We start from the raw sequence: 24,559 nt of genomic DNA, 5'->3' as shown, positions 1-24,559 counted from the left end.
TGTCCTCACGGCAGCTGCGCTACGAAGGATGCCGAATTCGACACCGCGCCGAACACGCCGCCCTGCATCTTGATCATCTTGATCGCAGCGAGATGGTTGCCGTAGTCGGTCGCGCCGCAGCAATCCTCCAGCATCACGCATTCGAAGCCGCGATCGTTGGCCTCGCGCATCGTCGTGTGGACACAGACATCGGTGGTGATACCGGTCAGCACGATGTTTTCGATGCCGCGCTGATGCAGGATCAGCTCCAGGTCGGTGGCGCAGAACGAGCCCTTGCCCGGCTTGTCGATGATCGGTTCGCCCGCCGCCGGATAGAGGTCGGGGATGATGTCCCAGCCGGCTTCGCCGCGCACCAGGATGCGACCGCAAGGTCCGGGGTCGCCGATGCCGGCATTGATGCGGCGCGAGCGCCAGCGCTTGTTGGCCGGCAGGTCGGCGAGATCGGGCCGGTGGCCCTCGCGCGTGTGGATGATGGTGTAGCCCTTGGCCCGCATGGCTGCGAGCACCGACTTGATCGGCTCGATCGGCGCCCGCACCAGCGAAAGATCGTAGCCCATATGATCGACATAGCCGCCCGGCCCGCAGAAATCGGTCTGCATGTCGATGATGATCAGCGCCGTATTGTCCGGCCGAAGCTCGCCATTATAGGGCCATGGATAAGGGTCGGCGTCGATGTAGCGCTGGGTGATCTCGGCTCTGGCGTTCATCGGAAAAACTCCAGTCATTTGGTGATCGACAATTCGCCCGGCGCGCCGGCAAGCGAGCGGCTCGGCGACGAGGTGGCGATCATGATGATGAGCGTGAGGATGTAAGGCGCGGCGTAAAAGAGATAGTAGCCCTGCGTCACCCCGACCGATTGCAGTGCCGGGCCTAACGCGCCGGCGCCGCCGAACAACAGTGCCGCCGCAAAGCAGCCAAGCGGATTCCAGCGCGCGAAGATGACCAGCGCCACCGCCATCAGCCCCTGTCCCGACGAAATGCGTTCGGTCCAGCTGCCGGGGTAGTAGAGCGACAGATAGGCGCCGCCGATGCCGGCGAGCGCGCCGCCCACGCCTGTCGCAAGCAGGCGCACGGTGTTGGGATTGAGGCCCATGGCGCGCGCCGCATCGGAGCTGTCGCCGACCACCCGCACGATCAGGCCGGCGCGCGTGTTGCGGAAGGCCCACCATAGAAACACGGCAAGTGCCGCACCAATCAGGAACAGCACGTTGACGTTGAGCGCCGCCTGCACCTGCGGGATATCCGACCAGCCACCGAAGGCGATAGCCGGCAGGTCTGGCGCCGAGGGCTGGATGAACGGCTTGCCGAAGAAGAAGGCGAGACCCGAGCCGAACAGCATCAGTGCGATACCGATGGCGATGTCGTTCACCCCGCGGAATTTGCAGATCCAGCCGTGGAACAGGCCGAAGCAAAGACCGGCACCTGCGGCGGCCAGCAGGCCGAGCCATGGCGAGCCGGTCATCACTGCGACGGCGTAGGCGGTCATGGCACCGAAGACCAGTGTGCCTTCGAGGCCGAGATTGATGCGGCCGGAGCGCTCGGTGATGGCTTCGCCGAGCGAGACGAAGATGAAGGGCGTCGAGACGCGGATGGCGCCGCCGAGAATGGCGAGCGGCACGCCCCACAGGCCGATCTCGGTCGCGTCCATCAGGAACCCCTCTTCCACAGATCGGGATTGAAGACCTTGAAGCGGCCGTAAAAGGTTTCGCTGAACAGGATGACCACGAACAGCATGCCTTGCAGCACCAGCACGGTGGCGTCGGGTAGGTCCATGCGGCGTTGGATCAGCCCGCCGGAAGCGCCGATGCCGCCGAGCAGGAAAGCGACCGGAATGATGGCGAGCGGATTGTGGCGGGCGAGGAAGGCGACGAGGATGCCGGTATAGCCATAGCCGGCGGCGAGCGAGGCGTTGGCGCTGCCTTGTACGGCGCCGACCTCCAGCATGCCGGCCAGCCCGGCGAAGCCGCCGGCCAACCCGGTGAAGCCGACGATCAGCGGCCCGACGGCAAGCCCTTGCACCTGGGCCGCCCTGACATTGCCGCCGGCGATGCGGGCGGCAAAGCCCCAGCGCGTCTTTTCGATCAGCAGCCAGGACAGGACGCAGGCGAGAATGCCGACGACCAGGCCCCAGTGCACGTCCATGCCTGGAATGTTGCCGATGCGGTAGGCATCCACCAGCGGCTCGGTCGAGGGTTTGTTGAGCGAGGCCGGATCGCGCAGCGGCCCTTCGACAAGATGGTTCATCAACGCGATGGCGATATAGGCCATCAGCAGGCTGGAGATGGTTTCGTTGACGGCGCGGTAGTGGCGGAGTGCGCCGACGGCACCGATCCAGATGCCACCGGCGACCACGCCCGCCACGCCCATCAGCAGGATGACCAGAAAAGCCGGCGCGCCATTCGCCGCGACGCCGATGGCGGCGGCGGCAACGCCGCCCAGCACGATCGCGCCCTCCCCGCCGATCACGACGAGGCCGAGCCGTGCCGGCAGCGCTACACAGAGCGCTGCCAGCAAAAGCGGTGCTGCCCGCGACAGCGAGTTCTGGATCGAGAACCACGAGCCGAAGCCGCCGCGCCACATCGTCTCGTAGAGTTGCACCGGCGATTTGCCGACCAGCGCAATGAACACGCTGAACAGCGCCATGCCGACGATCAGCGCCACGAGCGGTATGACGAAGGCTTCCGCCCGCCGCGCCGCCCATTCGAGCGCCGCCGGATAATTCCTGGCGCCAAACAGCGCCGGCGCGCCCGCAGTGCTGACCGTGTCTGCCATGGCCCCGTCTCCGATCCGGTTCAGGCGGTCGAACCGACGACGCCCTCGACGAGGTAGTCCATGCTTTCGAGTTCGAGCGCGGTCTCGACGAAGGCCTGGCCTTCGGTCGCGACGACGACGCCCTTGTTGCTCTTCAGCGGACCCTTGATGACGGAAAAGCCGCCTTTCATCATTTCGGCCAGCGTGCCGTCGAACTGCTTGCGGGCGGCGGCGCCAACAGCGGGGCCGAGCGGGCTCATCTTGACGAAGCCGTCGGCCAGGCCGCCGCGCGTGAAATTGGGCAGCGGTGTGCCGGCCACCAGATCGTCGACGAACATCTTGTAGACCTTGGCCCAGTTCCATTCCGCGCCGGTCAGGTATTTTTCCGGCGCCAGCGAGCTCTGGTTGGCATGATAGCCGCAGACGAAGGCGCCACGTCCGGCCGCCGTCTCGACCACCACCTTGGGGCTGTCGACATGGCAGGTGATGACGTCGGCACCCTGGTCGACCAGCGCGTTGGTGGCCTCGGCCTCCTTGACCGCCAGCGACCACTCGCCGGTGAAGATCACCTGGCAGGTGATGGTCGGGTCGACCGAGCGCGCGCCGAGCAGGAAGGAATTGATGTTGAGCAACACCTGCGGGATCGGCTTTGCCGCGACGAAGCCGAGCTTCTTGGTCTTGCTGGCGTGGCCGGCGACGACGCCGTTCAGATACTGGCCCATGCCGATATAGCCGAAATAGGAACCGGCATTCATCGGATGCTTGTCCTTGTTCCACATGCCGCCGCAATGGCGGAACTGCACGTCGGGGAATTTCGCGCACATGGCCAGCATGTGCGGATCGAAATAGCCGAACGAGGTCGGGAAGATCAGCGACGCACCGTCGAGATTGATCATCGATTCCATCGTCTTCTGGACGTCGACCGTCTCCGGCACGTTCTCCTCCTCGACGACGGAAATGCCTTCGATCCCCTTCAGCGTGGCGGCGCCTTCGGCATGCGCCTGGTTGTAGCCGTAATCGTCCTTTGGCCCGACATAGATGAAGCCGACGGTGGCCGTCGCGGCGAAGGCCCTGCTGATCGGAAACGATGCGGACGCAAGGCCGAGCGCCGCTCCGGCGGCGGAGGTCTTGAGCAGGTCGCGGCGGCTAAGCATGAATCTCTCGGACATTGAATGCTCCCTCTGTGGGGCCTTTGGGGCCGGTTAACACCTCAATGAAAGAAGTGTATGCAATCAGCGTGCCAGTTTCAGAAGCAGGATTTATTCAGCAATATCAATGAGTGTGTCGATGTTGGCTGCACAAAGCCGGAGCAATTGCATACACTTTTTGCCTCCAAAATCGCCAGTTTGACATGAAGGCTAAAACATAGGCATACAGAGCTGCGGAGGAATCGAGGCCGGTGAGTGGCTTACGGCTCTAGCGAAAAGACTGGACGGAGGAGACGTGTCGGGAAAGCGCAATTTGATCAGGTCGGGCACGACCGTCGATCAGATGGTGAGGGCGATCAGCGACCGGATCGTCACCGGCTTCCTGCGCCCAGGCGAAAAGCTCGACGAGGCCTCGCTCGCCGCCCGCTTCGATGTCTCACGTACGCCAATCAGGGAAGCGCTCAGCCGGCTCAGCGCCATGGGACTGGTCGAAAGGCGGCCGAACCGTGGCGCCACCGTCGCCGTGGTGACACAGGAGCACCTCGCCTCGATGTTCGAAAGCATGGCCGAGCTTGAAGCGATCTGCGCGCGGTTCTCGGCCGAGCGCATGACGGCCGGCGAACGCCGCACGCTGGAGGCCGAGCACCAGGCCTCGGCGCGCTTGGTGCAACTCGGGGCCGAAGAAGAGTATGAGCTTTTCAACACCGAGTTCCACACCCGGCTCTATCGCGGCGCGCACAGCAAGCACATTTATGAGTTGACTGTCATGACCCGCGGCCGCCTGGCGCCGTTCCGGCGCGCGCAATTCATGCTGCCCGGGCGGCTGGCCCAGTCCTGGCAGGAGCATGACGCCATCGTCACCGCAATCATGCGCGGCGACAGTGCTGCGGCCGGAACAGCCGCCAAGGATCATGTCTCGATCGTCAGCGAGGCGAGCGCCGTCTTTGCCATCGGCGAGCGCCCCAAAGGCAAGGCCGAGCCGTTCCCGACATCGGCTTCCTGACCTTCAATCGACCAACACGGCGACCACGGCGGCACAGTCGCCGGCCTTGACCAGCCCCGGAAAATGGCGCGCCGCCAACAGACCGGACATTTTGGCCCGGATCTCCTGCGGAGCGCCGCCGGTGCGGCCTACGGAATGGATGCGTGCCACCACCTGGTTTTCCGCCACCGGCTCGCCGAGATCGATCATGGTTTCGATCATCCCGTCGTCCTCGGCGAACGAGAAGCAATCGCCCGACGGCATATCGAGCCAGCGGGTCGGCTGCATCTCGACCGCGCCGGCGACGATGCCGGCATGGCGCAGCACGTTGAGCACGCCGCGACGCGCGATCCGCACCGTTTCCGCGCGCGAAGTCCCACCGCCGCCGAGCTCGGTGGTGATGAACAGCTTGCCCATCTCCTCAGCGGCGGTGTCGAACATGCCGACCGCGTCGATCTCCAGCATCTTCATCGACCAGGGCGCCGAGAACGCTTCGACCGCAGCGAACCCTTTCTCCTCCAACACCTTGTCGGGCCGGATATGAGCGGCGCAGAACGGCACGAAGTCGAGCGTCTTGCCGCCGGAGTGGAAATCGAGCGCGATGTCGGTGCGTGGCAGAAGTTCGCGCTGGAAAAAGTCGGCGATCTTCTCGGTCACCGTGCCGTCGGGCCGGCCGGGAAAGCTGCGGTTGAGATTGCCCTTGTCGATCGGCGAGGTGCGCGTGCCGGCGCGGAACGCCGGATAGTTCATCGCCGGCACGATGATGACCGTGCCGCTGACTTGCTTCGGATCGAGCGTACGGGCGAGATCGTACAGCGCCAGCGGCCCCTCGTACTCGTCGCCATGATTGCCGCCGGTCAGCAACGCGCTCGGCCCGTTGCCGTTGCGGATGACGCAGATCGGGATCATCACCGATCCCCAGGCAGAATCGTCGCGGCTGTAAGGCAGCCGCAGGAAACCGTGCTGCACGCCGTCGCGCTCGAAATCGACCGTCGGCGTAATCGGTGATGGGCGAAGCTGGGACATCGGGCTCAATTCTTCACCACCAGCTTGCGCGGCACATTGGCAAGGCACTCGACCCCTGTCTCGGTGATCAGGATGGATTCGGTGATTTCCAGCCCCATCGTCTCCAGCCACAGGCCGGTCATGAAATGGAAGGTCATGCCGGGCTTCAGCTCGGTGCGGTCGCCGGGACGCAGGCTCATGGTGCGTTCGCCCCAGTCCGGCGGATAGGAAAGCCCGATCGGGTAGCCGGTGCGGTTGTCCTTGACGATGCCGTACCTCTTCAGCACCGCGAAGAAGGCGTTGGCGATGTCCTCGCACGTATTGCCGGGCTTGGCCGCGGCGAGCCCCGCCTCCATGCCTTCCAGCGTCGCCTTTTCTGCGTCGAGAAACTCCTGCGTCGGTCTGCCGAGGAACACGGTCCGGGAAAGCGGGCAGTGATAGCGGTTGTAGCAGCCGGCAATCTCGAAGAAGGTGCCCTCGCCCGATTTCATCGGCCGGTCGTCCCAGGTCAGATGCGGCGCCGATGCGTCGGCGCCCGACGGCAGCAGCGGCACGATCGCCGGATAGTCGCCGCCGATGCCGTCGACGCCGCGCGTGCCGGCATCGTAGATCTCGGCGACCAGGTCGCATTTGCGCATACCGACCTCGATCTTGTCGACGATGCGCTGGTGCATCGCTTCGACGATGCGGGCGGCTTTGCGCATGTAGTCGATTTCGGTCGGGCTCTTCACCGCGCGCTGCCAGTTGACCAGTGCAGTGGCATCGACGAAGCGAGCATTGGGCAAGTGCTTCTGCAGCGATGCGAACGCAGCGGCCGAGAACCAGTAATTGTCCATCTCGACACCGATGCTGAGCTTCCCCCAGCCGCGATCGGAGAGCACGCTGGACAGAAAATCCATCGGATGGCGCTCGGTCGACTGCACGTAGTTGTCGGCATAGCCGACGATGTTGTCGTGCGCGAGATAGGCGGTGCGCTTTGCGCCGTTGGCGTCCTGGCCGCGGCCGTACCACACCGGCTCGCCCGACGGCGGCACGATGACGGCCTGGTGCACATAGAACGACCAGCCGTCATAGCCGGTCAGCCAGGCCATATTGGACGGATCGCTGACGATCAACAGATCGACGCCCTTGGCCTCCATCGACTTCCGCGTCTTGGCGAGGCGCTCCGCATATTCGCCGCGCGAGAATTTCAAACTGGGCTGCATTGTTCTTGGTCCTCGTTTGTTGGGCCTTGCGGCCAGCATCAGCTTTCGAAAATCGTACCGGTCTTGGCCGCACGCGCACGGTCGCGGGCGAGCGTGGCGATTGCCGTGTCCTGCACGCCGGTGCCGGTCAGGTCGGCGATGGTAATGTCGCTGTCCGAACGCCGGCCATGCCTTTCGCCGGCGATGACGTGGCCAAGCTCGGTGATCTCGGCATCGGCCGCCATCACGCCCGCCGCGATAGCATGGTGCAGTTCGCCCAGCCGCCGCGTCTGCTTGGCGCTATCGGCGACGTAGAGATCGGCCATGCGCAGGATCGCCGGCGCGATCTCGTTCTTGTGCTCGGCATCCGAGCCCATCGCGGTGATGTGCTGGCCGGCGGAGACGAAGCCGGCCTTGATCAGTGGCTCGGTCGACGGCGTCGTGGTGACGATGATGTCGGCATCGGCCGCAGCCTTTGCCGCGTCCGGTTCGGCGTGAACGGCGATGCCCAGTCTTTCGGACAATGCGTCCGCCGCGGCTTCGGCCTTGGTGGCATCCCTTGCCCAGATGCGAGCCTCGGTGATCGGCCGCACCAGCATCAGCGCCTCGAGCTGCAGTCCAGCCTGAACACCGGCGCCGAAGATCGCGGCAATGGAAGAGTCCGCCCGCGACAGATGTTTGGCGGCGACCGCGCCGGCGGCGGCCGTGCGGATGTCGGTGAGATAGCCATTGTCGAGCAGCAGCGCCTCGACCAGACCGGTTTTCGCCGACAGCAACACCATCATGCCATTGACGCTGGGCAGGCCGAGCTTGGGATTATCGAAAAAGCCGGGGCTGATCTTGATCGCAAAACCATCGATGCCCGGCACATAGGCGGTCTTGACGTCGACCTCGCCGCGATGCTCGGGAATGTCGAGCCGCAGGATCGGCGGCATCGCCACCGGCAAGGTAGCGAGCGCCCGGAACGCGTTCTCGACGCAGGCGACGGCATCGAGATCGAGCTTCACGATCTTGCGCAATTCGGCTTCGGTGAGGATCGTCATACGGCTCATGCTGCGCTCTCCGCAATTGCTTCGCCGCAGATGATCTTGCGGTGCAGTGTCATGTCGATGTTGCGGCCGGACAGAACGAGCACCGTCGGGCCATTCGCCTTGACCTTGCCGGCAAGCACGGCCGCGATGCCGACCGCGCCGGCGCCTTCGACGATCTCGCGCTCCTGCTCATAGGCATGGCGGATGCCGGTGGCGATCTCGTCCTCGCCGAGCAGGATCACATCGTCGAGCAGGTCGCGGCACATGGAAAAGGTCAGCCGGTTGTCGAGGCCGATGCCGCCGCCAAGCGAGTCGGCCAGCGTCGGCAGTTCCTCGACCAGCACCGGGTGCCCGGCATCGAGGCTTGCCTTCATCGCCGCACCACGCGCCATTGAAACGCCCACCACCTTCGTCGCCGGGCTGACGCCCTTGACGGCAGCGGCAACGCCAGCCGCCAGCCCGCCGCCGGAAAGCGGCACCAGCACAAGGGCGGCATCAGGAACCTGTTCGATGATCTCCAGCCCGAGCGTGCCTTGCCCGGCGACAATGGCGGGATGGTCGAAAGGCGGCAGCATGATCAGCCCGTTTTCGGCGACCAGCCGCTCGACCTCCTGCTGCGCATCGTCCTGGCTGTTGCCGACGATGCGGATCTCGGCGCCGAGCCGGCCGATTTCGTCAAGCTTATTCTGCGGCACCAGCCGCGACATGCAGATCGTCGCGTGGATACTTTGCAGTTGAGCGGCATAGGCAAGCGCCCGGCCGTGGTTGCCGGTCGAGGCAGCGACGACGCCACGCGCCCTCTCCTCTTCTGTCAGCGAGGCGATAGCGTTCGAGGCACCACGCAGCTTGAAGGCGCCGGTGGTCTGCCGATGTTCGAGCTTGAGATAAACAGGCTCGCCCAAGTGCTGGGAAAGACTCCGGGAAGTGACGGTCGGCGTACGCTCGACCTTGCCCGCGATGCGCTCGCGCGCGGCGCGGATATCGGAGAGGCCTATCCTGGACGTGGTCATGGCTCTGCAATCAGTTCAACGGCAGCGTCATCAGACGGCCGAATTCAGGGCGCGACATCTCATCTCCGCAGAGCCGCAGGCAATTCCAGGCCGTCGCCTGGTTGCTGGTGACGACGGGGCGGCCGATAGCCTCTTCCGTGCCGACAACTGCCGCCGCCGACCGCAGCGCCGTGCAGGACACGAACAGCGAGTCGGCCTGCGGGGCCGTCATCTCGCGGGCCAGATCGACCAAGGATTTCGGTGCAATCCGCGCCATCTCGCGGTCGTCCTTGAAGCCGAGGCAAGTGAAGCTGACGATTTCGAATCCATGCTCGGTGAAATAGGCCGCCATCGGCCGGCTGGTCTCGACCGTATAGGGAGTGAGGATGCTGATCGTCCTGGCGCCCAGCGCCTTCAGGCCGCGCACCGCGGCCATCGGCGGCGTGACCACCGGCACGCCGGGCTTGGCGGCCTGCACCGCCGCCTCGATTTCGGGATCGCCGATCACGACAGAAGCCGAGGTGCAGGAATAGCAGATCGCATCGAGCGGCTCGTCGGGCAGGATCAGGGCCGCAGCGGCCGTCAGTGACGGCTGCATCTTGCGCAAATTGTCCGGCGTCGTCGGGTTAGCGTAGGGAATACGCGCGACATAGACGCCGATATGATCGCTTGCCACCATGCGGTGAAAATCCGGTTCGCTCGTATGGTCGGTTGCGAGGATGATCAGGCCGACCCGCTTTTCCAGCGGACGCGCATCGAGCGCCGGCCGGGCCGAGTGGAGGCGAATATCGAGTGCAGCGCTCATCGTTCGATCCGCCCATAACGGTGTTCCAGCCAGCGCAGCAGCACCACCGAGAACAGGCTGATGGCGAGGAAGAAGGCGCCGACCAAGGTGATCGGTTCGATATACCGATAATAGGTATTGGCGACGCTCTTGGCCTGGTTCATCAGTTCCAGCACGGTGATCGCCGACAGCAGCGGCGTCTCTTTGAACATGGCGATGAAATAATTGGCAAGCGCCGGGATCATCGGCGGGATCGCCTGCGGAATGATGATGTGTGTCCAGGTCTGCGTGGCGTTCAGGTTGCAGGCCTTGGCCGCTTCCCACTGACCGCGCGGAACATTATCGATGCCGGCGCGGTAGACCTCGGCCGTGTAAGTGCCGTAATGCAGCCCGAGACCGATGACGCCCGCCACCAGCGGCGGCAACAGGACGCCGAAATCCGGCAGCACGTAGAAGATGAAATAGAGCTGCACCAACAGCGGCGTGCCACGGATGAACTCGGCAAGGAACCCGACAGTGCGTGACAGAGCCCTGTTCGGTGACCGGCGCGCCAACGCGATGCCCAGCCCAACGATGGCCGCCAGCACCGAGCCGAGCAGCGTCGCCAGGATGGTGATCTTCACCCCCTCGATCAGCGTCGGCAGGATCTGCCGGACAAAATCCCAATCCCATTCCATTAGCAGGCCCGATCCATCAGACGCGCACCCCGTCGAGGCCGCGCGCCATCCGGCGTTCCAGCGACCGCACGCCCCATGAGATGAGCAGCGCCAGCACGAAATAGATGACGAGGATGGTGCTGAACGGCACCAGTGTATTGCCGGTCTGCGAGCGCACCACCTGCGCCTGGAAGGTCAGGTCGGCGAGCGAGATCAGCGAAACGACGGCGGTGGCCTTGAGCAGCTCGACCGCGTTGTTGCCGAAGGTAGGCAGCATCACCAGAAGCGCCTGCGGCAGGATGATATGGCGCATGGCTTGCCAGCGGCCGAGATTGAGCGCGGTGCAGGCCTCATATTGTTCGCGGCCGATAGACTTGATGGCGCCACGCACCACTTCCGCTGCATAGGCCCCGACATTGAGGCCCAGCGCCAGCACCCCGGCCTGCAGCGGCGTCAGCGAAATGCCGGCAAAAGGCAGCACGAAATAAGCCCAGAACAGCTGCACGAAGATCGAGGTGCCGCGGAAGAACTCGATATAGGCCGTGGCCAGCGCGCGTAGCACGAAAAACCGCGACAGCCGCCCCAGCCCGGCAAGAAAGGCCATGACCAAGGCAAGCACCGACCCCATCAACGTCAATTCGATGGTGACAAGCGCTCCTTGCAAAATCAGGCCGAAATAGCCGGACCATTGGGTCATTGGGGCTAAGCGTTTCCTCGCTTGGTGATCATTACAGAACGCCGGCGCCGCCCCTCATCCGCCTGCCGGCACCCTTCTCCCCGTCATAGGGACGGGGAGAAGGGTGAAGCTCCAGCGTTGGCACCCCCTCTCCCCGTTTTTGACGGGGAGAAGTGAGGGTGAGGGGCACTTTTTACTTCGCCGAGCAGAGCTTGTCGCGGCTTGTCGACATCGCCGCCGCCGCCGAGAAGCCGTAGGGCTCGATGATCTTGGCGAACTCGCCGGACTTCTTCAGTTTCGCCAGCTCGACATCATAGGCATCACGTAGCGCTTCGTCGCCCTTCTTGAAGGCCGCGCCGTCGCAATAGACCGGCGCACCGACCACCGGCGCGATGACTTCGAGGTTCGGATCATTGGCTTTCTTGACCAGGTCGTTGATCGACAGCACGGGCAGTGAATAAGCATCGATGCGGCCGTCCTGCAGCATCTTCAGGCCGCTCTGGCCGTCCGGCACGACGATGACGCGCTCGCGCGGCACACCTGCGGTGAGCGCCAGCTTTTCCTCGGTGCCGCCACCCGGCGCGCCGATGGTCGCGCTGGTGTCCTTGGCGACATCCTCGTAGCTCTTGAAGCCCTTCGGATTGCCCTTCTTCACCAGCATCGCCTCGGCGTCGCACAGCACCGGTTCCGAATAGGCGACCGCAGCACAACGTTCCGGCTTCATGAACAGGCCGGCGGTGACGACGTCGAAACGGCCGGCCTGCAAGCCGGGGATCATGGCGCCATATTCCGAGATCGAGGCGACGATGTCGTTGACGCCAAGGCGTTTGAAGATTTCACGGGCAACGTCAGGCGCCGCACCCGAAACCTTGCCGTCGGCAGCGACCGCCGTATAGGGCGGCTCGTTGGCGATGGCGACGCGGGCAAAGCCTTGCGCCTTGAGCTCTTCGAGCTTGCTGTCATCGGCAGAGCCGGGCGTCGAGGCGGCCAGCACCGCCGTCAGCGCGACACCGGCGACGCCGGCCAAAATGGCAAATTTCTTCATTGTTCCCAACTCCTTGTTTGTCTGTCTTCTTGGCTTGCTTGAGGCGTCGCCGCCTCGCATGGCAGTCAGACCCGATGTCCGGCCGCAATGATCTTCTTCAGGAAACCTTGCGTGCGCTCCTGTTTGGGATGGCGGAAAATCTCGTCGGGCTTGCCCTCCTCGACTATTCTGCCACGGTCGAAGAACAGCACCCGGTCGGCGAAGTCATGGGCGAAACCCATCTCGTGGGTGACCAGCAGCATGGTCATGTCGGTCTCGGCGGCGAGCTTGCGCATGACGTTGAGCACCTCGTCGACGAGTTCCGGGTCGAGCGCCGAGGTGACCTCGTCGAACAGCATGATCTTCGGCGACAGCGCCAGCGCCCGGGCAATCGCGACGCGCTGCTTCTGGCCGCCGGAAAGCTGCGCCGGCATCGCTTTGGCCTTGTCGACCATGCCGACCATGTCGAGCAGCTCCATCGCCCGCTTCTCGGCGGCGGCCCGCGGCACGCCTTTGGTCAGCATCGGTGCCAGCGTCACATTGTCGATGACGCATTTGTGCGGAAACAGATTGAACAGTTGGAAGACCATGCCGATCTTCTGGCGCATCTTTGCCAAATGCCGTTCATCGGCCGTCAGCAGCCGGCCGTTGCGCTCCATGTGGTACAGCTGTTCGCCGTCGACCTGGATGTGGCCGCTGTCGATACGCTCTAGCGTCATCAGGATGCGCAGGATCGTCGTCTTGCCGGAACCCGACGGGCCGATCAGTGCCAGCTTCTCGCCGGGCATGACCTGCATCGAGAGGCCGTCCAGCACCTTGAAGGTGCCGAAGCTTTTCGAAATGCCGTCGATCTTGATGATGGGCGCCGACAATGAATTTCCCGTGCTGGAGAAGCGATGCCTTTAACGATGCGGATCGCGGCAAATCATGTCAATCAAGAAAATAATATCATGACAATATTTCGGACTCCGCACAATTGCCCGCCATTTGTTGCCTAGATCGCAAGCAGGAGATGCTCGGGATCGCCGAGCAGCAGCTTGGTGACAACGCCGAGACCGGCACGCAGTTCCCCCTCCGTGGTCGAGCCAAGCGAGATCCGCACGGCCGGATGCCAAGGCGTCTGCGAAATGCGAAACGACGTGCCGGGCGCGATCGCCACGCCCTGCAGGCGGGCCTGGGAAACAAAGCTTTCCTCGCCGCGGTCATCCGGCAGTTGCAGCCAGACATGCAGCCCGTCGCGATGAGCGCGATAGTCCACTCCGGCAAGCACCTCGGCGGCGATGTCCAGACGCCGCCGCAAAGCCACGCGCTGCCATCGCACGAGTTCCATCGCGGTGCCGTCGGTCACCCATTTGGTGGCGATCTCGGCCACCAGCGGCGTCGCCATCCAGTTCGAGACGAGGTGGCGGTTGGCCACCGCGGCGACATAACGATCGGGCGCCGCGAGATAGCCGATGCGCAGGCCCGGCACCACGATCTTGGTGAAGGAGGTGACGTAGAGCGTGCGCTCGGGTGCAAACGCCGCGACCGGCGGCGGCCGGTCCTCGACCAGTGGGCCGAGGACGTCGTTTTCGATAATGGCGATATCATGCCTGCGCGCAACGGCAGCAATCTGTTCGCGCCGGGCGGCGTCCATCAGAGTGGCCGTAGGGTTGATCACCGAGGGCTGCACGAACACGGCGCGGATGTCGGACAGCCGGCAGGCCTCGTCGAGGGCTTCCGGGATCAGCCCATTGTCGTCGATCGGCAAACCCTCGAGATTGAAGCCGAGATAGCGCGCCAGGGGGATCAGCGTATGGTGGCCGATCGCCTCGGTGGCGACGGTCGAGCCGGGCGGCGCCACGCTCATCAGCGCCACTGTCATCCCTGCGGTGGCGCCGTTGGTCAGACTGATGTTCTGCGGCGACACGTCGAGGCCGCAGAGGCGTAGCCACTCGACACCCACCGCGCGGTGGCGCGGGAACACCATGTTCGGCCTGAACGACAGTGCCGAGCTCGACGGCAGGTTTTCGGCGAGCCAGCCCAGCGCCTGCCTCAGCCGCTCCAGATGCATCGGTTCGCAGACCGGCTTCAGGATGGAGAGATCGATGACCTCGCCCAGCCGCTCCGGCAGATAGGGCGGCTCCGGCTCGCGGCGCTGCGTCTGCACGAAGCTGCCGCGGCCGACCTCACCGGACACCAGCCCGCGGCGGATCAGCTCCTCATAGGCGCGGCTGACCGTCTGCACGGAAAGTTTGAGATCGTCGGCGAGCTGCCGGTGCGTCGGCAACCGAGCGCCATTGGCCAGGCGCCCGTCATGGATGGCGCGCGCGAACTGGTCGGCGAGCGATTGATAGGCCGGCCGCCGGATAAGAGCGGGATCTGGTCGCCAAAATGTCATGACTTATTAGAGATCGAAATCAGTGCAATTGACAATCGAAATAATGCGCCGTCATGGTGTCGGGCAGTGGAAGTGGACGGTCATGGCTGCAGCGAAACTCGATCCGATCGATCTCAAAATCCTCGACGCCATCCAGCGCGACGGGCGCATCACCAAGCTGGCGCTGGCCGAGAAAGTCGGCCTGTCGCCGACGCCGTGCTGGATGCGGCTGCGCAAGCTGGAAAAGGCCGGCATCGTTTCGGGCTATCACGCCAGGATCGCCATGCGCGCCATCGCGCCGGTCGCCACCGTGCTGATGGAGGTGACGCTTGCCAGCCACCGCCAGGCCGATTTCGACCGTTTCGAGCGCGTCATCCGCGACATCCGCGAGATCGTCGCATGCTGGTCTGTCGGCGGCGGCGTCGATTACCTGCTGAAAGTCATGGCGCGCGACATCGACGCCTATCAGCGGCTGGTCGACACCCTGCTCGGTCGCGAGATCGGCATCGACCGCTATTTCACCTACATCGTCACCAAGACGGTGAAGGAGGAGAGTGTGCTGCCGGTGGCCGACCTGTTGCCGGCGTCGTCGTGAGGTCGATCTCTCGGACCACAGGTCTAGGAGATTGGTCGCTGACCCACGCGGCGTCGTCATCCTGGGGCGGAGCAAGGAGCGAAGCGACGCGGCGCAGACCCCAGGATCCATTCCGTGACTTGCGAGCGCCGCTTTGGTGCAAAATTCTGCTCCGCTGTATCCTCGGCAGAGGTTACGGGATCCTTGGGTCTGCGCTCCGCTTCGCGTCGCTCCGCCCAAGGATGACGAGGCTGAGGAGGTTCAGCCAATCTCGAAGGTTTGCGTTCTGCCCTGAGACCAGAGAGATCGTCCGTTCCGGCAGACCTAAAGAGACAATCTCTCTACGCGCGGGCACGCAAACAGCCTCTCTGTCCGTGCAGCGCGGATAGTCTTTCCGTATCACCCAGAACCGGGAGGTCTCGAACATGTCCGCACATTTTGCCCGCTCGCAGCGCCATGAAGCGCTTGATCGCCTTGCCGACCGACGGCTGCTGCGCGAACTCGCCTATGTCGATGGCCACTGGACGGCAAGCGAGACCGCGGAGAGTTTCGAGATGACCGATCCGGCCACCGGATCCACCGTCGCTTTCGTTGCCGCGCTCGATGCCCGGCAGACGACATTGGCGATCGATGCGGCATCGCGCGCCTTTCCTGCCTGGCGCGCATTGCTGCCGCAGGAACGTTCGAAAATCTTGCGAAAATGGTTCGATCTGATCGGCGCCGCCAAAAATGACCTGGCCCTGCTGATGACGCTAGAACAAGGCAAGCCGCTGAAGGAATCGCTCGGCGAGATCGATTACGCAGCCTCCTTCGTCGAGTGGTATGCCGAGGAGGCAAAACGCCTCAACGCCGAAAGCGTCACCAGCCATCTGCCTGATACCGAGATGATGGTGCGGCGCGAGCCGCTCGGCGTCGTCGGCGTGGTCACGCCGTGGAATTTTCCCGCGGCCATGCTGACCCGCAAGGCTTCCGCCGCGCTCGCCGCCGGCTGTACCATCGTCGCGCATCCTTCCTCGGAAACGCCGCTGTCCGCATTGGCGCTGGCCGAACTCGGCGAACGTGCCGGCCTGCCGGCTGGCGTCTTCAACGTCCTCACCGGCAAGGCTTCGACCATCGTTGGGCGGATGTGCGAAGACCCGCGCGTCCGCGCCATGAGCTTCACCGGCTCGACCGAGATCGGCAGGTTGGTCGCCGCGCAGAGTGCGCCGACGATGAAGCGTCTGGTGATGGAACTCGGCGGTCATGCGCCGCTGATCGTCTTCGCCGACGCCGATCTCGACAAGGCTGTGACCATCGCCGTCGACGCCAAATTCGCCACCTCCGGCCAGGACTGCCTCGCCGCCAACCGCATCTATGTCCAGCGTCCGCTATACGATCGGTTCTGCGCTGCTTTCGCCAGACGCGTCGAGGCATTGCGGACCGGCAATGGCCTCGCTGACGACACCGAAATCGGACCCTTGATGCACGAACGCGCCGTCAAGAAGGTCGAGGAGCAGGTCGCCGATGCGCTCGCCAAAGGCGCGCGTTGCCTGACCGGCGGCAAGCGCCATCCGGCCGGGCCGCTGTTCTACCAGCCGACCCTGCTCGCCGACGTTGGCGACGACGCCCTGATCATGCGCGATGAGACCTTCGGTCCGGTCGCAGCGGTGACGCCCTTCGACGGCGAAGACGAAGTGATCGCCCGCGCCAACGCCACGGAATACGGCCTCGTCGCCTATGTCGTCACTGAAAACGGCGGCCGCCAATTGCGCATGGGCCGCGCGCTCGACTATGGCATGGTCGCCATCAACCGCGTCAAGATTACCGGCGCGCCAGTCCCCTTCGGCGGAGTCAAGCAGTCCGGCATCGGCCGCGAGGGCTCGCGTCACGGGCTCGAAGCCTTTACCGATCTCAAATATCTCTGCCTCGACGTTGCGTAAGCCGCGCCCGACACATTTTCCTCAGGAGTAGAAAAATGCTCGACCAGTCAAACGAACTCGCCGCCTGGGATCGCGATCACTTCTTCCATCCCTCGACCCATATGGGAACGCATGCGCGTGGCGAGAGCCCGACGCGTGTGATCGCCGGTGGCGAAGGCGTCACCATCTGGGACAATAACGGCAAGAAGAGCATCGATGCCTTCGCCGGGCTCTATTGCGTCAATGTCGGCTATGGCCGCCAGAAGATCGCCGACGCCATCGCCGCACAGGCCAAGAACCTCGCTTACTACCACGCCTATGTCGGCCACGGCACCGAGGCGTCGATCACGCTTTCCAAGATGATCATCGACCGCGCGCCGCAAGGCATGTCGAGGGTCTATTTCGGGCTCTCCGGTTCCGATGCCAACGAAACCAACATCAAGCTGATCTGGTACTGCAACAACGTGCTCGGCCGGCCCGAGAAGAAGAAGATCATCTCGCGCTGGCGCGGCTATCACGGCTCCGGCATCATGACCGGGTCACTGACCGGCCTCGACCTGTTCCACAACGCCTTCGACCTGCCGCGTGCGCCGGTCCTGCACACCGAGGCACCCTACTATTTCCGCCGCGCCGACCGCTCTCTGAGCGAGGAGCAGTTTTCGCAATACTGCGCGGACAAGCTCGAGGAGATGATCCTCGCCGAAGGGCCGGAAACCGTTGCCGCCTTCATCGGCGAGCCGATCCTCGGCACCGGCGGCATCGTGCCGCCGCCAGCCGACTATTGGGAAAAGATCCAGGCGGTGCTGAAGAAGTACGACGTGCTTTTGATCGCTGATGAAGTGGTCACCGGCTTCGGCCGATTGGGTACCATGTTCGGCTCCGACCACTACGGCATCAAGCCCGATCTGATCACCATCGCCAAGGGCCTGACCTCGGCCTATGCGCCGCTCTCCGGCGTCATCGTCTCCGACAGGGTCTGGCAGGTGCTCGTCCAAGGCTCCGACAAGCTTGGCTCGCTCGGCCATGGCTGGACCTATTCGGCGCATCCTATCTGTGTTGCCGCCGGCGTCGCCAATTTGGAACTGATCGACGAGATGGACCTGGTCAGGAACGCCGGCGAGACCGGCGCCTATTTCCGCGCCGAGCTGACGAAAGCCGTCGGCGGCCACAAAAACGTCGGCGAGGTACGCGGCGACGGCATGCTGGCGGCAATCGAGTTCGTCGCGGACCGGGACGATCGCGTATTCTTCGATGGCTCGCAGAAGATCGGACCGCAGATCGCGACCGCACTTGCGGCAAGCGGCGTCATCGGCCGCGCCATGCCGCAGGGCGACATTCTCGGTTTTGCGCCGCCGCTCTGCCTGACGCGGGAAGAGGCCGACATCGTCGTCTCCAAGACGGCCGATGCGGTGAAGAGCGTGTTTGCCAATATCTGAAGAACCGACATGAATGCCATGACGAAGACCATCCCCGCCACCATGGCCGCCGTGCAATTGATCGGGCACGGTGGGCCGGAAAAGCTCGTCTACCGCACCGACGTCAAAGTACCCTCGCCCGCCCCTGGTGAAGTGCTGGTCAAGGTCACCGCTTGCGGTATGAACAACACCGATGTCTGGGTGCGCCAGGGCGCCTACGGCACTGAGGAGGATGCAGCCGCCGTGTCGACATGGCGGCGGCAAGGCAACACACTGACCTTCCCGCGTATCCAGGGCACCGACACGGTCGGCAACATCGTCGCCGTTGGCGACGGCGTGTCGCCGGCCCGCATCGGCGAACGGGTGATGGTCGATTTCTCCATCTACAATCGTGACGACGATTCATTGGCCGACATCGACTATATGGGCCACGGCCGCGACGGCGGCTATGCCGAATACCAGGCCGTGCCGGCCGAGAATGCCCATGTCGTCAGCACCGACCTGACCGACGTCGAACTTGCCACATTCTGCTGCGCCTATCTCACCGGCGAGCAGATGCTGGAACGCGCCGCATTGAAAGCCGGCGAGCGTGTGCTGGTCACCGGCGCCTCGGGCGGCGTCGGCTCAGGCATCGTGCAGCTGGCGCGGGCACGCGGCGCCATTCCCTATGCCATTGCCGGCAAGGGCAAGGAACAGGCGGTGCGGGATATCGGCGCCGAGGCGGTGATCACCCGTGGCGTTGCCGATCTGCCGGCCGCCGTCAGCGCTGCGACCGAGGGCCAGCCGATCGACGTGGTGGCCGATCTGGTCGGCGGCGCGATCTTCAACGACCTCCTGCGCATCTTGAGGCCGGAAGGCCGCTACGCCACGGCTGGTGCAATTGCCGGCCCGGTCGTGCAGCTGGATCTGCGCACCATGTATCTGAAACAGCTGCAACTGCATGGCTCGAGCCAAGGCACGCGGGCGGATTTCCGCCGCATCGTGCGCTACATCGAGGAGAAGAAGATCCGGCCGCTGGTCGGCGGCGTCTACAGGCTGTCCGATTTCCATCGCGCCCAGGCCGATTTCATCGCCAAGGACTTCGTCGGCAAGCTGGTCGTTGTGCCGGACGCGGTCGGCGTTCCTGAATAGCGCGATCAGCTCGACGATCGGACCTGCTTGGCGGCAGCCTCGAGCGACCGTTCAAACGCGTCGATCACTTGGTCGACCTGCGGCTCGGTGATGATCAGCGGCGGGCAGAAAGCCAGCGCATCGCCCATATTGCGCGAGATGACGCCGTTCTGCTGCATGAAGCCGTTGACGAGCCCGCCCAAGGCACCGACCGTGCCCCACGGCGCCTTGTTCGCCTTGTCGCCGACCAGTTCGACCGCCGCAATCAGGCCGATGCCGCGCACCTCGCCGACAAGCGGGTGCGAAGCGAGCGTGCGCAGCCGCTTCTGCATGTGCGCACCGACAGTGCGCGCATTGCCGACAAGGTCGCGCTCCTCGATCAGCTTCAGGTTCTCGAGCGCGACCGCAGCCGCAACGGGATGGCCGCCGCCGGTGAAACCGTGGCCGAACGTGCCTATACGATTGCTTTCGTCGGCGATCGGCTCGAATACCTTGTCGTTGATCAGCAGGGCTGAGATCGGCAAATAGGAGGAAGAAATCTGCTTCGACAGCACCATGATGTCGGGCCTGATGCCGAAGGCCTGCGAGCCGAACATCTCACCTGTTCTGCCGAAGCCGCAGATCACCTCGTCGGCGACGAGCAGGATGTCGTGTCTCGACAGCACCGCCTGTATCTTCTCCCAATAGCCGGCCGGTGGAACGATGACGCCGCCGGCGCCCATGATCGGTTCGCCGAAGAAGGCGGCGATGGTTTCCGGTCCTTCGGCCAGGATCAGCTTTTCCAGCTCGTCGGCGAGCCGGCTCGAAAACTGCTCTTCGCTTTCACCCGGCAGCGCCTCGCGCCAATGGTGCGGCGTCGCGGTGTGCAGCACATTGGCGATCGGCAGATCGAACGAGATGTGGTTGTTGGGCAGGCCAGTCAGGCTCGCCGAGGCGATGGTGACGCCGTGATAGCCCTTCTTGCGGCTGATGATCTTCTTGCGCGCAGGCTGGCCGAGCGCATTTGACCGGTACCAGATCATCTTCATGGCCGTATCGTTGGCCTCGGAGCCGGAATTGGTGAAATACGCCTTGCTCATCGGCACCGGCGCCATCTGCACCAGTCTCTCGGCGAGATCGATCAGCGGCGAATGCGATTTGGAGCCGAAATCGTGATAGTAAGGCAGCTTCGACATTTGCCGTATTGCCGCATCGACCAGCCGCTTCTCCGAAAAACCGACCGCGACGCTCCAAAGCCCGGCCATCGCCTCGATATAGCGGTTGCCGGCAAGGTCCTCGACATAGATGCCGTCGCCCTTCTCGATAACGAGCGGCCCCGACTCCTGATGCTTGCGCGCATTCGTATAGCCATGCATGTGAAAGCTTATGTCGCGGGCTTCGGGAGAATTCGGTCGTGCGTCCATGATGGCTCCTGTGCTGCACGCGGAAACAGTCCTGCCGCCGGTCCGGCTCGGCAGGTCCCCCGTGCATTATGCCGTTTGATGCATCTTTCCCGAACGGTATAGTGTCAAGCGCTTTCGACAGGGCCAGCGGATGAATGGACGCATGCAGAACTTCGGCTTGACCTGACCGTGGACCATGTCGACTGCATTGTCGCCGGCGCCGGCGTTGTTGGCCTGGCGATCGCGCTGGCACAGCGCGGCATCGATACGCTGGTCCTGGAAGCCGAGAGCGCTATCGGCACCGGAATAAGTTCGCGCAACTCCGAGGTCATCCATGCCGGCCTCCACTATCCGGTTGGATCGCTGAAAGCCCAGCTCTGCGTGGCGGGCCGGGAAAGACTCTATCGCTATTGCGAGGAGCGGGCGATCCCACACGCGCGCTGCGGCAAGCTCATCGTTGCCACAAATGCCGAACAGGAGCCGGTGCTCGCCTCCATCCGGGCCAATGCACGCGCTTGCGGCGCCGGCGAGCTGGTGCCGTTGCGCGAAGCCGAGGCGCGTGCGCTGGAGCCCAGCCTCAAGTGCACGGCGGCGCTGCTGTCGCCGGCCACCGGGATCATCGACAGCCACGCCCTTATGCTTGCGCTGTTGAGCGACGCAGAGGAGCACGGGGCGGCACTCAGCATCAACACCCGCGTCGCCTCCGGCCGCATCGAAGCGGGCCGCGTCGTGCTCCAGACGGTGCGCTGCCGGCGGCGAGCGCTTCGAGATCGCCACTCCGCGCTTCATCAATGCCGCCGGGCTGGGCGCCGCAGCACTTGCCGGTTCGCTTGAAGGGCTCGATCAGCAATTCGTGCCAAAGCTCCATTATGCCAAGGGCAATTATTTTTCGGTGGCCGTCCGGGCGCCCTTCTCGCGATTGGTCTATCCGGTGCCCGAACCCGGCGGCCTCGGTGTTCATCTGACGCTCGATCTCGACGGCGTCACCCGCTTCGGGCCGGACGTCGAATGGATTGATCAACTCGATTATCGCGTCGATCCAGCTCGCGGCGAGCGTTTCTACAGCGAGATCCGCAAATACTGGCCGGACCTGGCCGATGGCAGCCTGCAGCCCGCCTACAGCGGCATCCGGCCGAAACTCTCCGGTCCCGGTGAGGCCAATGCCGACTTCGTCATCCAGGACGTGGCGGTGCATGGCGTGGATAGCCTGGTCAACCTGTTCGGCATCGAAAGCCCCGGCCTGACCTCCTGCCTGGCCATTGCCGACCATGTCGCGCAGCGCCTCGCGCCGAACTTGTAGCGTGCGGTGCCCCGCGCAACGATCTGCACTGTATCAAAGCGCATTGCGTGAACTTTCAGTGGCAAGTCGCCTATGAGGCACATCGCGCACTTGCAGCCCGCTTCGCGCTCTGATTCCCTGCACTCTGGGCTGTCCTGATTCGCACTGCCCGGTTCAAAGTTTTCGCAGTGCGCCCGGGACAAGCTTCCAGCGACCACTCGGCGTATCCAGGGAGAACGGCAATGAACACCGCGGCGAGGCCGGTAATCTCGGAGATGAGGCCCAAGATCACGGTTGTCGGGGTCGGCGGCGGCGGCGGCAACGCCGTCAACAACATGATCGCCGAAGGCCTGCAGGGCGCGGAATTCATCGTCGCCAACACCGACGCCCAGGCCCTTGCCATGTCGAAGGCAACGAGGCTGATCCAGTTGGGCGCTCATATCACCGAAGGTCTGGGCGCCGGGTCCCTGCCCGAGGTCGGCCGCGCCGCGGCCGTGGAATCCATCGACGAGATCATGGACCACCTTGCCGGAACGCATATGTGCTTCGTGACCGCCGGCATGGGAGGCGGCACCGGCACCGGTGCCGCGCCTGTTATAGCGCAGGCAGCGCGGGCAGCCGGAATACTGACCGTCGCCGTCGTTACCAAGCCATTCGTCTTCGAAGGCAGGCGCCGCATGTACGCTGCCGATGAGGGCATCGAGCGCCTGCGCGAAAGCGCTGATACCGTCATCGTCATCCCCAACCAGAACCTGTTCAGGATCGCCGACGCCAGAACCACGTTCGCCGACGCCTTCGCCATGGCCGATCGGGTTCTCTATGCGGGCGTCGGCTGCATTACCGATCTGATCGTCAAGGAAGGCTTGATCAATCTCGACTTCGCCGATGTAAAGTCGGTGATGCGCGACATGGGCCGCGCCATGATGGGAACCGGCGAGGCCGCCGGAGAAGGCCGCGCCAAGAAGGCGGCGGAAGCGGCAATCGCCAACCCGCTGCTCGACGAAGCTTCGATGATGGGCGCCAAGGGCGTCCTTGTCTCGATATCGGGCGGCATGGACATGACGCTGTTCGAGGTCGACGAAGCTGCTACCCGCATCCGCGAGGAGGTCGACAACGATGCCGACATCATCGTCGGCGCCATCTTCGACAAGGCACTCGCCGGAAAATTCAGGGTGTCGGTCGTGGCGACCGGCCTGCGGCGTGGCCTGGAGATTCCGCTGCTGGCGGAACCGGAAGTTCGCATGAACTGAACGCGTATCGCGTGCGGCTCGCTCAGCTGATTGCCAGCCTTTCCTCACCAGGGCCGCGCGCGGTCGATGACCTCCATGGCGCGTACAGCAAAACGGCCGGCCAGTGGTGCCACATCCGCCGCATCGGCCGCAACCGCGCTGCCGGCCAGCACGCGGTCGGCGATGCCGACGAAGATCACCGCAAAGCGGAACATGGCAAACACCAGATGGAACTGCTGCAGCGGCGCCGTCGGCACGGCGTGAGCGAAGTAATGATCGAGGAATTCGCGCTGTGTCGGAATGCCGAGTGCTGCCTGATCGAGGCCGAGGATGCCGCCATATTCGTCTGATGAGGAATGCCAGGGCATCGAGCAAAAGCCGAGATCGGCAAGCGGATGGCCGAGCGTCGATAACTCCCAGTCGAGTATGCCGATCACCTCGGGCCGCGCAGGATGGAAGATAAGATTGCCGAGACGGAAATCGCCATGCGCGATCGAGACTCGGCCGTCATCTGGCGGAAGATGTCGCGGCAGCCATTCGGCGACGGCTTCGAGCGCGGCAATGCGTTCGCTCGGCGATTCCCGCAACTGTCTGGTCCAGCGCGCGATCTGTCGTTCAAAATAGTTCCCGGGACGGCCGTAGTCGCCGAGCCCGACCTCTTCCGGCCGGACTGCGTGCAGCTTTGCCAGCGCCTCGGCCATGCCGAAATAGATGCCGCGCCGCTCGTCCGGCGCCAGTCCCGGCAACGCGCCATCGTGGAACACCCGGCCGTAGAGCCGCTGCATCAGATAGAACGGTGTGCCGAGCGGCTCGTCGCCGTCGTGAAAGAGCACCGGCCGCGGCACCGGCACGTCTGTTGCCGCTAGCGCCTCGATCACCCTGTATTCGCGATCGACGGCATGAGCGCCGCGCAGGATCGGTCCCGGCGGTTTCTTGCGCAGCACCATGCGGCGGCCGCCATAGTCGACGAAATAGGTCGGGTTGGATTGGCCGCCGACGATCCGCTCAAGCGACATCTGGCCATCGCCAAAATGCGCTCTCAGAAAATCCTCCAGGCGTGCTGGATCGAAATCCATCCTCATT

General features: G+C 64.1%; 22 protein-coding genes and 1 pseudogene. 7 read left to right on the top strand and 16 right to left on the bottom strand.

Annotated elements, in window-relative coordinates; genetic code table 11:
* Nucleotides 1–5 precede the first annotated feature (5 nt).
* The 4 genes from biuH to NKI19_RS16300 are packed head-to-tail and all read right to left on the bottom strand — an operon-like array spanning nt 6 to nt 3,920.
* Nucleotides 6–707: a biuret amidohydrolase gene (gene biuH / locus NKI19_RS16315; RefSeq protein WP_292658819.1), complete on the bottom strand. Its 702-nt coding sequence runs from the start codon at nt 705–707 to the stop codon at nt 6–8.
* Nucleotides 708–721: 14 nt separating this feature from the next.
* Nucleotides 722–1,648 (bottom strand): ABC transporter permease, encoded by a 927-nt coding sequence (locus NKI19_RS16310; protein ID WP_352489886.1) that lies wholly within the window; start codon nt 1,646–1,648, stop codon nt 722–724.
* Nucleotides 1,648–2,772: an ABC transporter permease gene (locus NKI19_RS16305; protein WP_352489884.1), complete on the bottom strand. Its 1,125-nt coding sequence runs from the start codon at nt 2,770–2,772 to the stop codon at nt 1,648–1,650. Before NKI19_RS16305 ends, NKI19_RS16310 begins: the two co-directional genes overlap by 1 nt.
* Before the next feature lie 20 nt (nt 2,773–2,792).
* Nucleotides 2,793–3,920 carry a BMP family ABC transporter substrate-binding protein gene (locus NKI19_RS16300; RefSeq protein ID WP_352489883.1) on the bottom strand — a complete coding sequence of 376 codons (1,128 nt, stop codon included), beginning with the start codon at nt 3,918–3,920 and terminating at the stop codon, nt 2,793–2,795.
* Nucleotides 3,921–4,242: 322 nt separating this feature from the next.
* Between NKI19_RS16300 and NKI19_RS16295 the strand changes: the two genes are divergently transcribed.
* Nucleotides 4,243–4,902, top strand: coding sequence for a GntR family transcriptional regulator (locus tag NKI19_RS16295; RefSeq protein ID WP_352490107.1), 660 nt, complete (start codon nt 4,243–4,245; stop codon nt 4,900–4,902).
* 3 nt (nt 4,903–4,905) lie between these two features.
* On the opposite strand, the gene doeB is transcribed toward NKI19_RS16295, so the two are convergent.
* From doeB to ehuR, 10 genes are all read right to left on the bottom strand, one after another.
* On the bottom strand, nt 4,906–5,907 hold the full coding sequence (gene doeB / locus NKI19_RS16290; protein WP_352489882.1) for a N(2)-acetyl-L-2,4-diaminobutanoate deacetylase DoeB: 1,002 nt from the start codon (nt 5,905–5,907) through the stop codon (nt 4,906–4,908).
* Between the two features lie 5 nt (nt 5,908–5,912).
* Nucleotides 5,913–7,091: an ectoine hydrolase DoeA gene (gene doeA, locus NKI19_RS16285; RefSeq protein ID WP_352489881.1), complete on the bottom strand. Its 1,179-nt coding sequence runs from the start codon at nt 7,089–7,091 to the stop codon at nt 5,913–5,915.
* Between the two features lie 38 nt (nt 7,092–7,129).
* The gene (locus NKI19_RS16280; RefSeq protein WP_352489880.1) at nt 7,130–8,122 is read right to left on the bottom strand and encodes a cyclodeaminase; all 993 of its coding nucleotides are present in this window, start codon (nt 8,120–8,122) and stop codon (nt 7,130–7,132) included.
* A complete protein-coding gene (gene eutB / locus NKI19_RS16275; protein WP_352565382.1) occupies nt 8,119–9,111 on the bottom strand; it encodes a hydroxyectoine utilization dehydratase EutB in 993 nt (330 codons plus the stop codon). The genes NKI19_RS16280 and eutB overlap by 4 nt, the downstream gene beginning before the upstream one ends.
* A 10-nt stretch (nt 9,112–9,121) precedes the next feature.
* On the bottom strand, nt 9,122–9,895 hold the full coding sequence (gene eutA / locus NKI19_RS16270) for an ectoine utilization protein EutA (protein WP_352489877.1): 774 nt from the start codon (nt 9,893–9,895) through the stop codon (nt 9,122–9,124).
* A complete protein-coding gene (gene ehuD / locus NKI19_RS16265; protein WP_352467665.1) occupies nt 9,892–10,551 on the bottom strand; it encodes an ectoine/hydroxyectoine ABC transporter permease subunit EhuD in 660 nt (219 codons plus the stop codon). The genes eutA and ehuD overlap by 4 nt, the downstream gene beginning before the upstream one ends.
* 16 nt (nt 10,552–10,567) lie before the next feature.
* Nucleotides 10,568–11,227, bottom strand: coding sequence for an ectoine/hydroxyectoine ABC transporter permease subunit EhuC (ehuC, locus tag NKI19_RS16260; RefSeq protein ID WP_352489876.1), 660 nt, complete (start codon nt 11,225–11,227; stop codon nt 10,568–10,570).
* 172 nt (nt 11,228–11,399) lie between these two features.
* Entirely contained in the window at nt 11,400–12,251 is an 852-nt protein-coding gene (gene ehuB / locus NKI19_RS16255; protein ID WP_352467666.1) for an ectoine/hydroxyectoine ABC transporter substrate-binding protein EhuB, read from the bottom strand.
* A gap of 65 nt (nt 12,252–12,316) precedes the next feature.
* On the bottom strand, nt 12,317–13,102 hold the full coding sequence (gene ehuA, locus NKI19_RS16250) for an ectoine/hydroxyectoine ABC transporter ATP-binding protein EhuA (protein ID WP_023677199.1): 786 nt from the start codon (nt 13,100–13,102) through the stop codon (nt 12,317–12,319).
* A gap of 122 nt (nt 13,103–13,224) precedes the next feature.
* Entirely contained in the window at nt 13,225–14,610 is a 1,386-nt protein-coding gene (gene ehuR, locus NKI19_RS16245) for a MocR-like ectoine utilization transcription factor EhuR (protein ID WP_352489875.1), read from the bottom strand.
* Between the two features lie 82 nt (nt 14,611–14,692).
* Here ehuR and NKI19_RS16240 point away from each other — a divergent pair, with 82 nt between their 5' ends.
* From NKI19_RS16240 to NKI19_RS16225, 4 genes are all read left to right on the top strand, one after another.
* Nucleotides 14,693–15,184 carry an Lrp/AsnC family transcriptional regulator gene (locus tag NKI19_RS16240; protein ID WP_352489874.1) on the top strand — a complete coding sequence of 164 codons (492 nt, stop codon included), beginning with the start codon at nt 14,693–14,695 and terminating at the stop codon, nt 15,182–15,184.
* Nucleotides 15,185–15,588: 404 nt separating this feature from the next.
* Nucleotides 15,589–17,082 carry an NAD-dependent succinate-semialdehyde dehydrogenase gene (locus NKI19_RS16235; RefSeq protein WP_352565384.1) on the top strand — a complete coding sequence of 498 codons (1,494 nt, stop codon included), beginning with the start codon at nt 15,589–15,591 and terminating at the stop codon, nt 17,080–17,082.
* Between the two features lie 35 nt (nt 17,083–17,117).
* A complete protein-coding gene (locus tag NKI19_RS16230) occupies nt 17,118–18,497 on the top strand; it encodes an aspartate aminotransferase family protein (protein ID WP_352489872.1) in 1,380 nt (459 codons plus the stop codon).
* A gap of 9 nt (nt 18,498–18,506) precedes the next feature.
* Complete coding sequence (locus NKI19_RS16225) at nt 18,507–19,607, top strand: alcohol dehydrogenase family protein (RefSeq protein WP_352489871.1); 1,101 nt, start codon at nt 18,507–18,509, stop codon at nt 19,605–19,607.
* A 5-nt stretch (nt 19,608–19,612) separates the two neighbouring features.
* Here the strand turns inward: NKI19_RS16225 and NKI19_RS16220 are convergent, their stop codons facing one another.
* Nucleotides 19,613–20,989 (bottom strand): aspartate aminotransferase family protein, encoded by a 1,377-nt coding sequence (locus tag NKI19_RS16220; RefSeq protein ID WP_352489870.1) that lies wholly within the window; start codon nt 20,987–20,989, stop codon nt 19,613–19,615.
* A gap of 168 nt (nt 20,990–21,157) precedes the next feature.
* Between NKI19_RS16220 and NKI19_RS16215 the strand changes: the two are divergent.
* Nucleotides 21,158–22,268, top strand: a pseudogene (locus tag NKI19_RS16215) (NAD(P)/FAD-dependent oxidoreductase).
* 221 nt (nt 22,269–22,489) lie between these two features.
* On the top strand, nt 22,490–23,497 hold the full coding sequence (ftsZ, locus tag NKI19_RS16210) for a cell division protein FtsZ (RefSeq protein ID WP_352489868.1): 1,008 nt from the start codon (nt 22,490–22,492) through the stop codon (nt 23,495–23,497).
* Between the two features lie 44 nt (nt 23,498–23,541).
* Here the strand turns inward: ftsZ and NKI19_RS16205 are convergent, their stop codons facing one another.
* Nucleotides 23,542–24,558, bottom strand: coding sequence for a phosphotransferase family protein (locus NKI19_RS16205; protein WP_352490105.1), 1,017 nt, complete (start codon nt 24,556–24,558; stop codon nt 23,542–23,544).
* Between the last annotated feature and the right edge of the window lies 1 nt (nt 24,559).

Source organism: Mesorhizobium sp. M0751, assembly GCF_040320265.1.
Taxonomy (GTDB): domain Bacteria; phylum Pseudomonadota; class Alphaproteobacteria; order Rhizobiales; family Rhizobiaceae; genus Mesorhizobium.
Note: the sequence above shows the minus strand (reverse complement) of the source record. Positions and strands in the feature narration are given on the sequence as shown.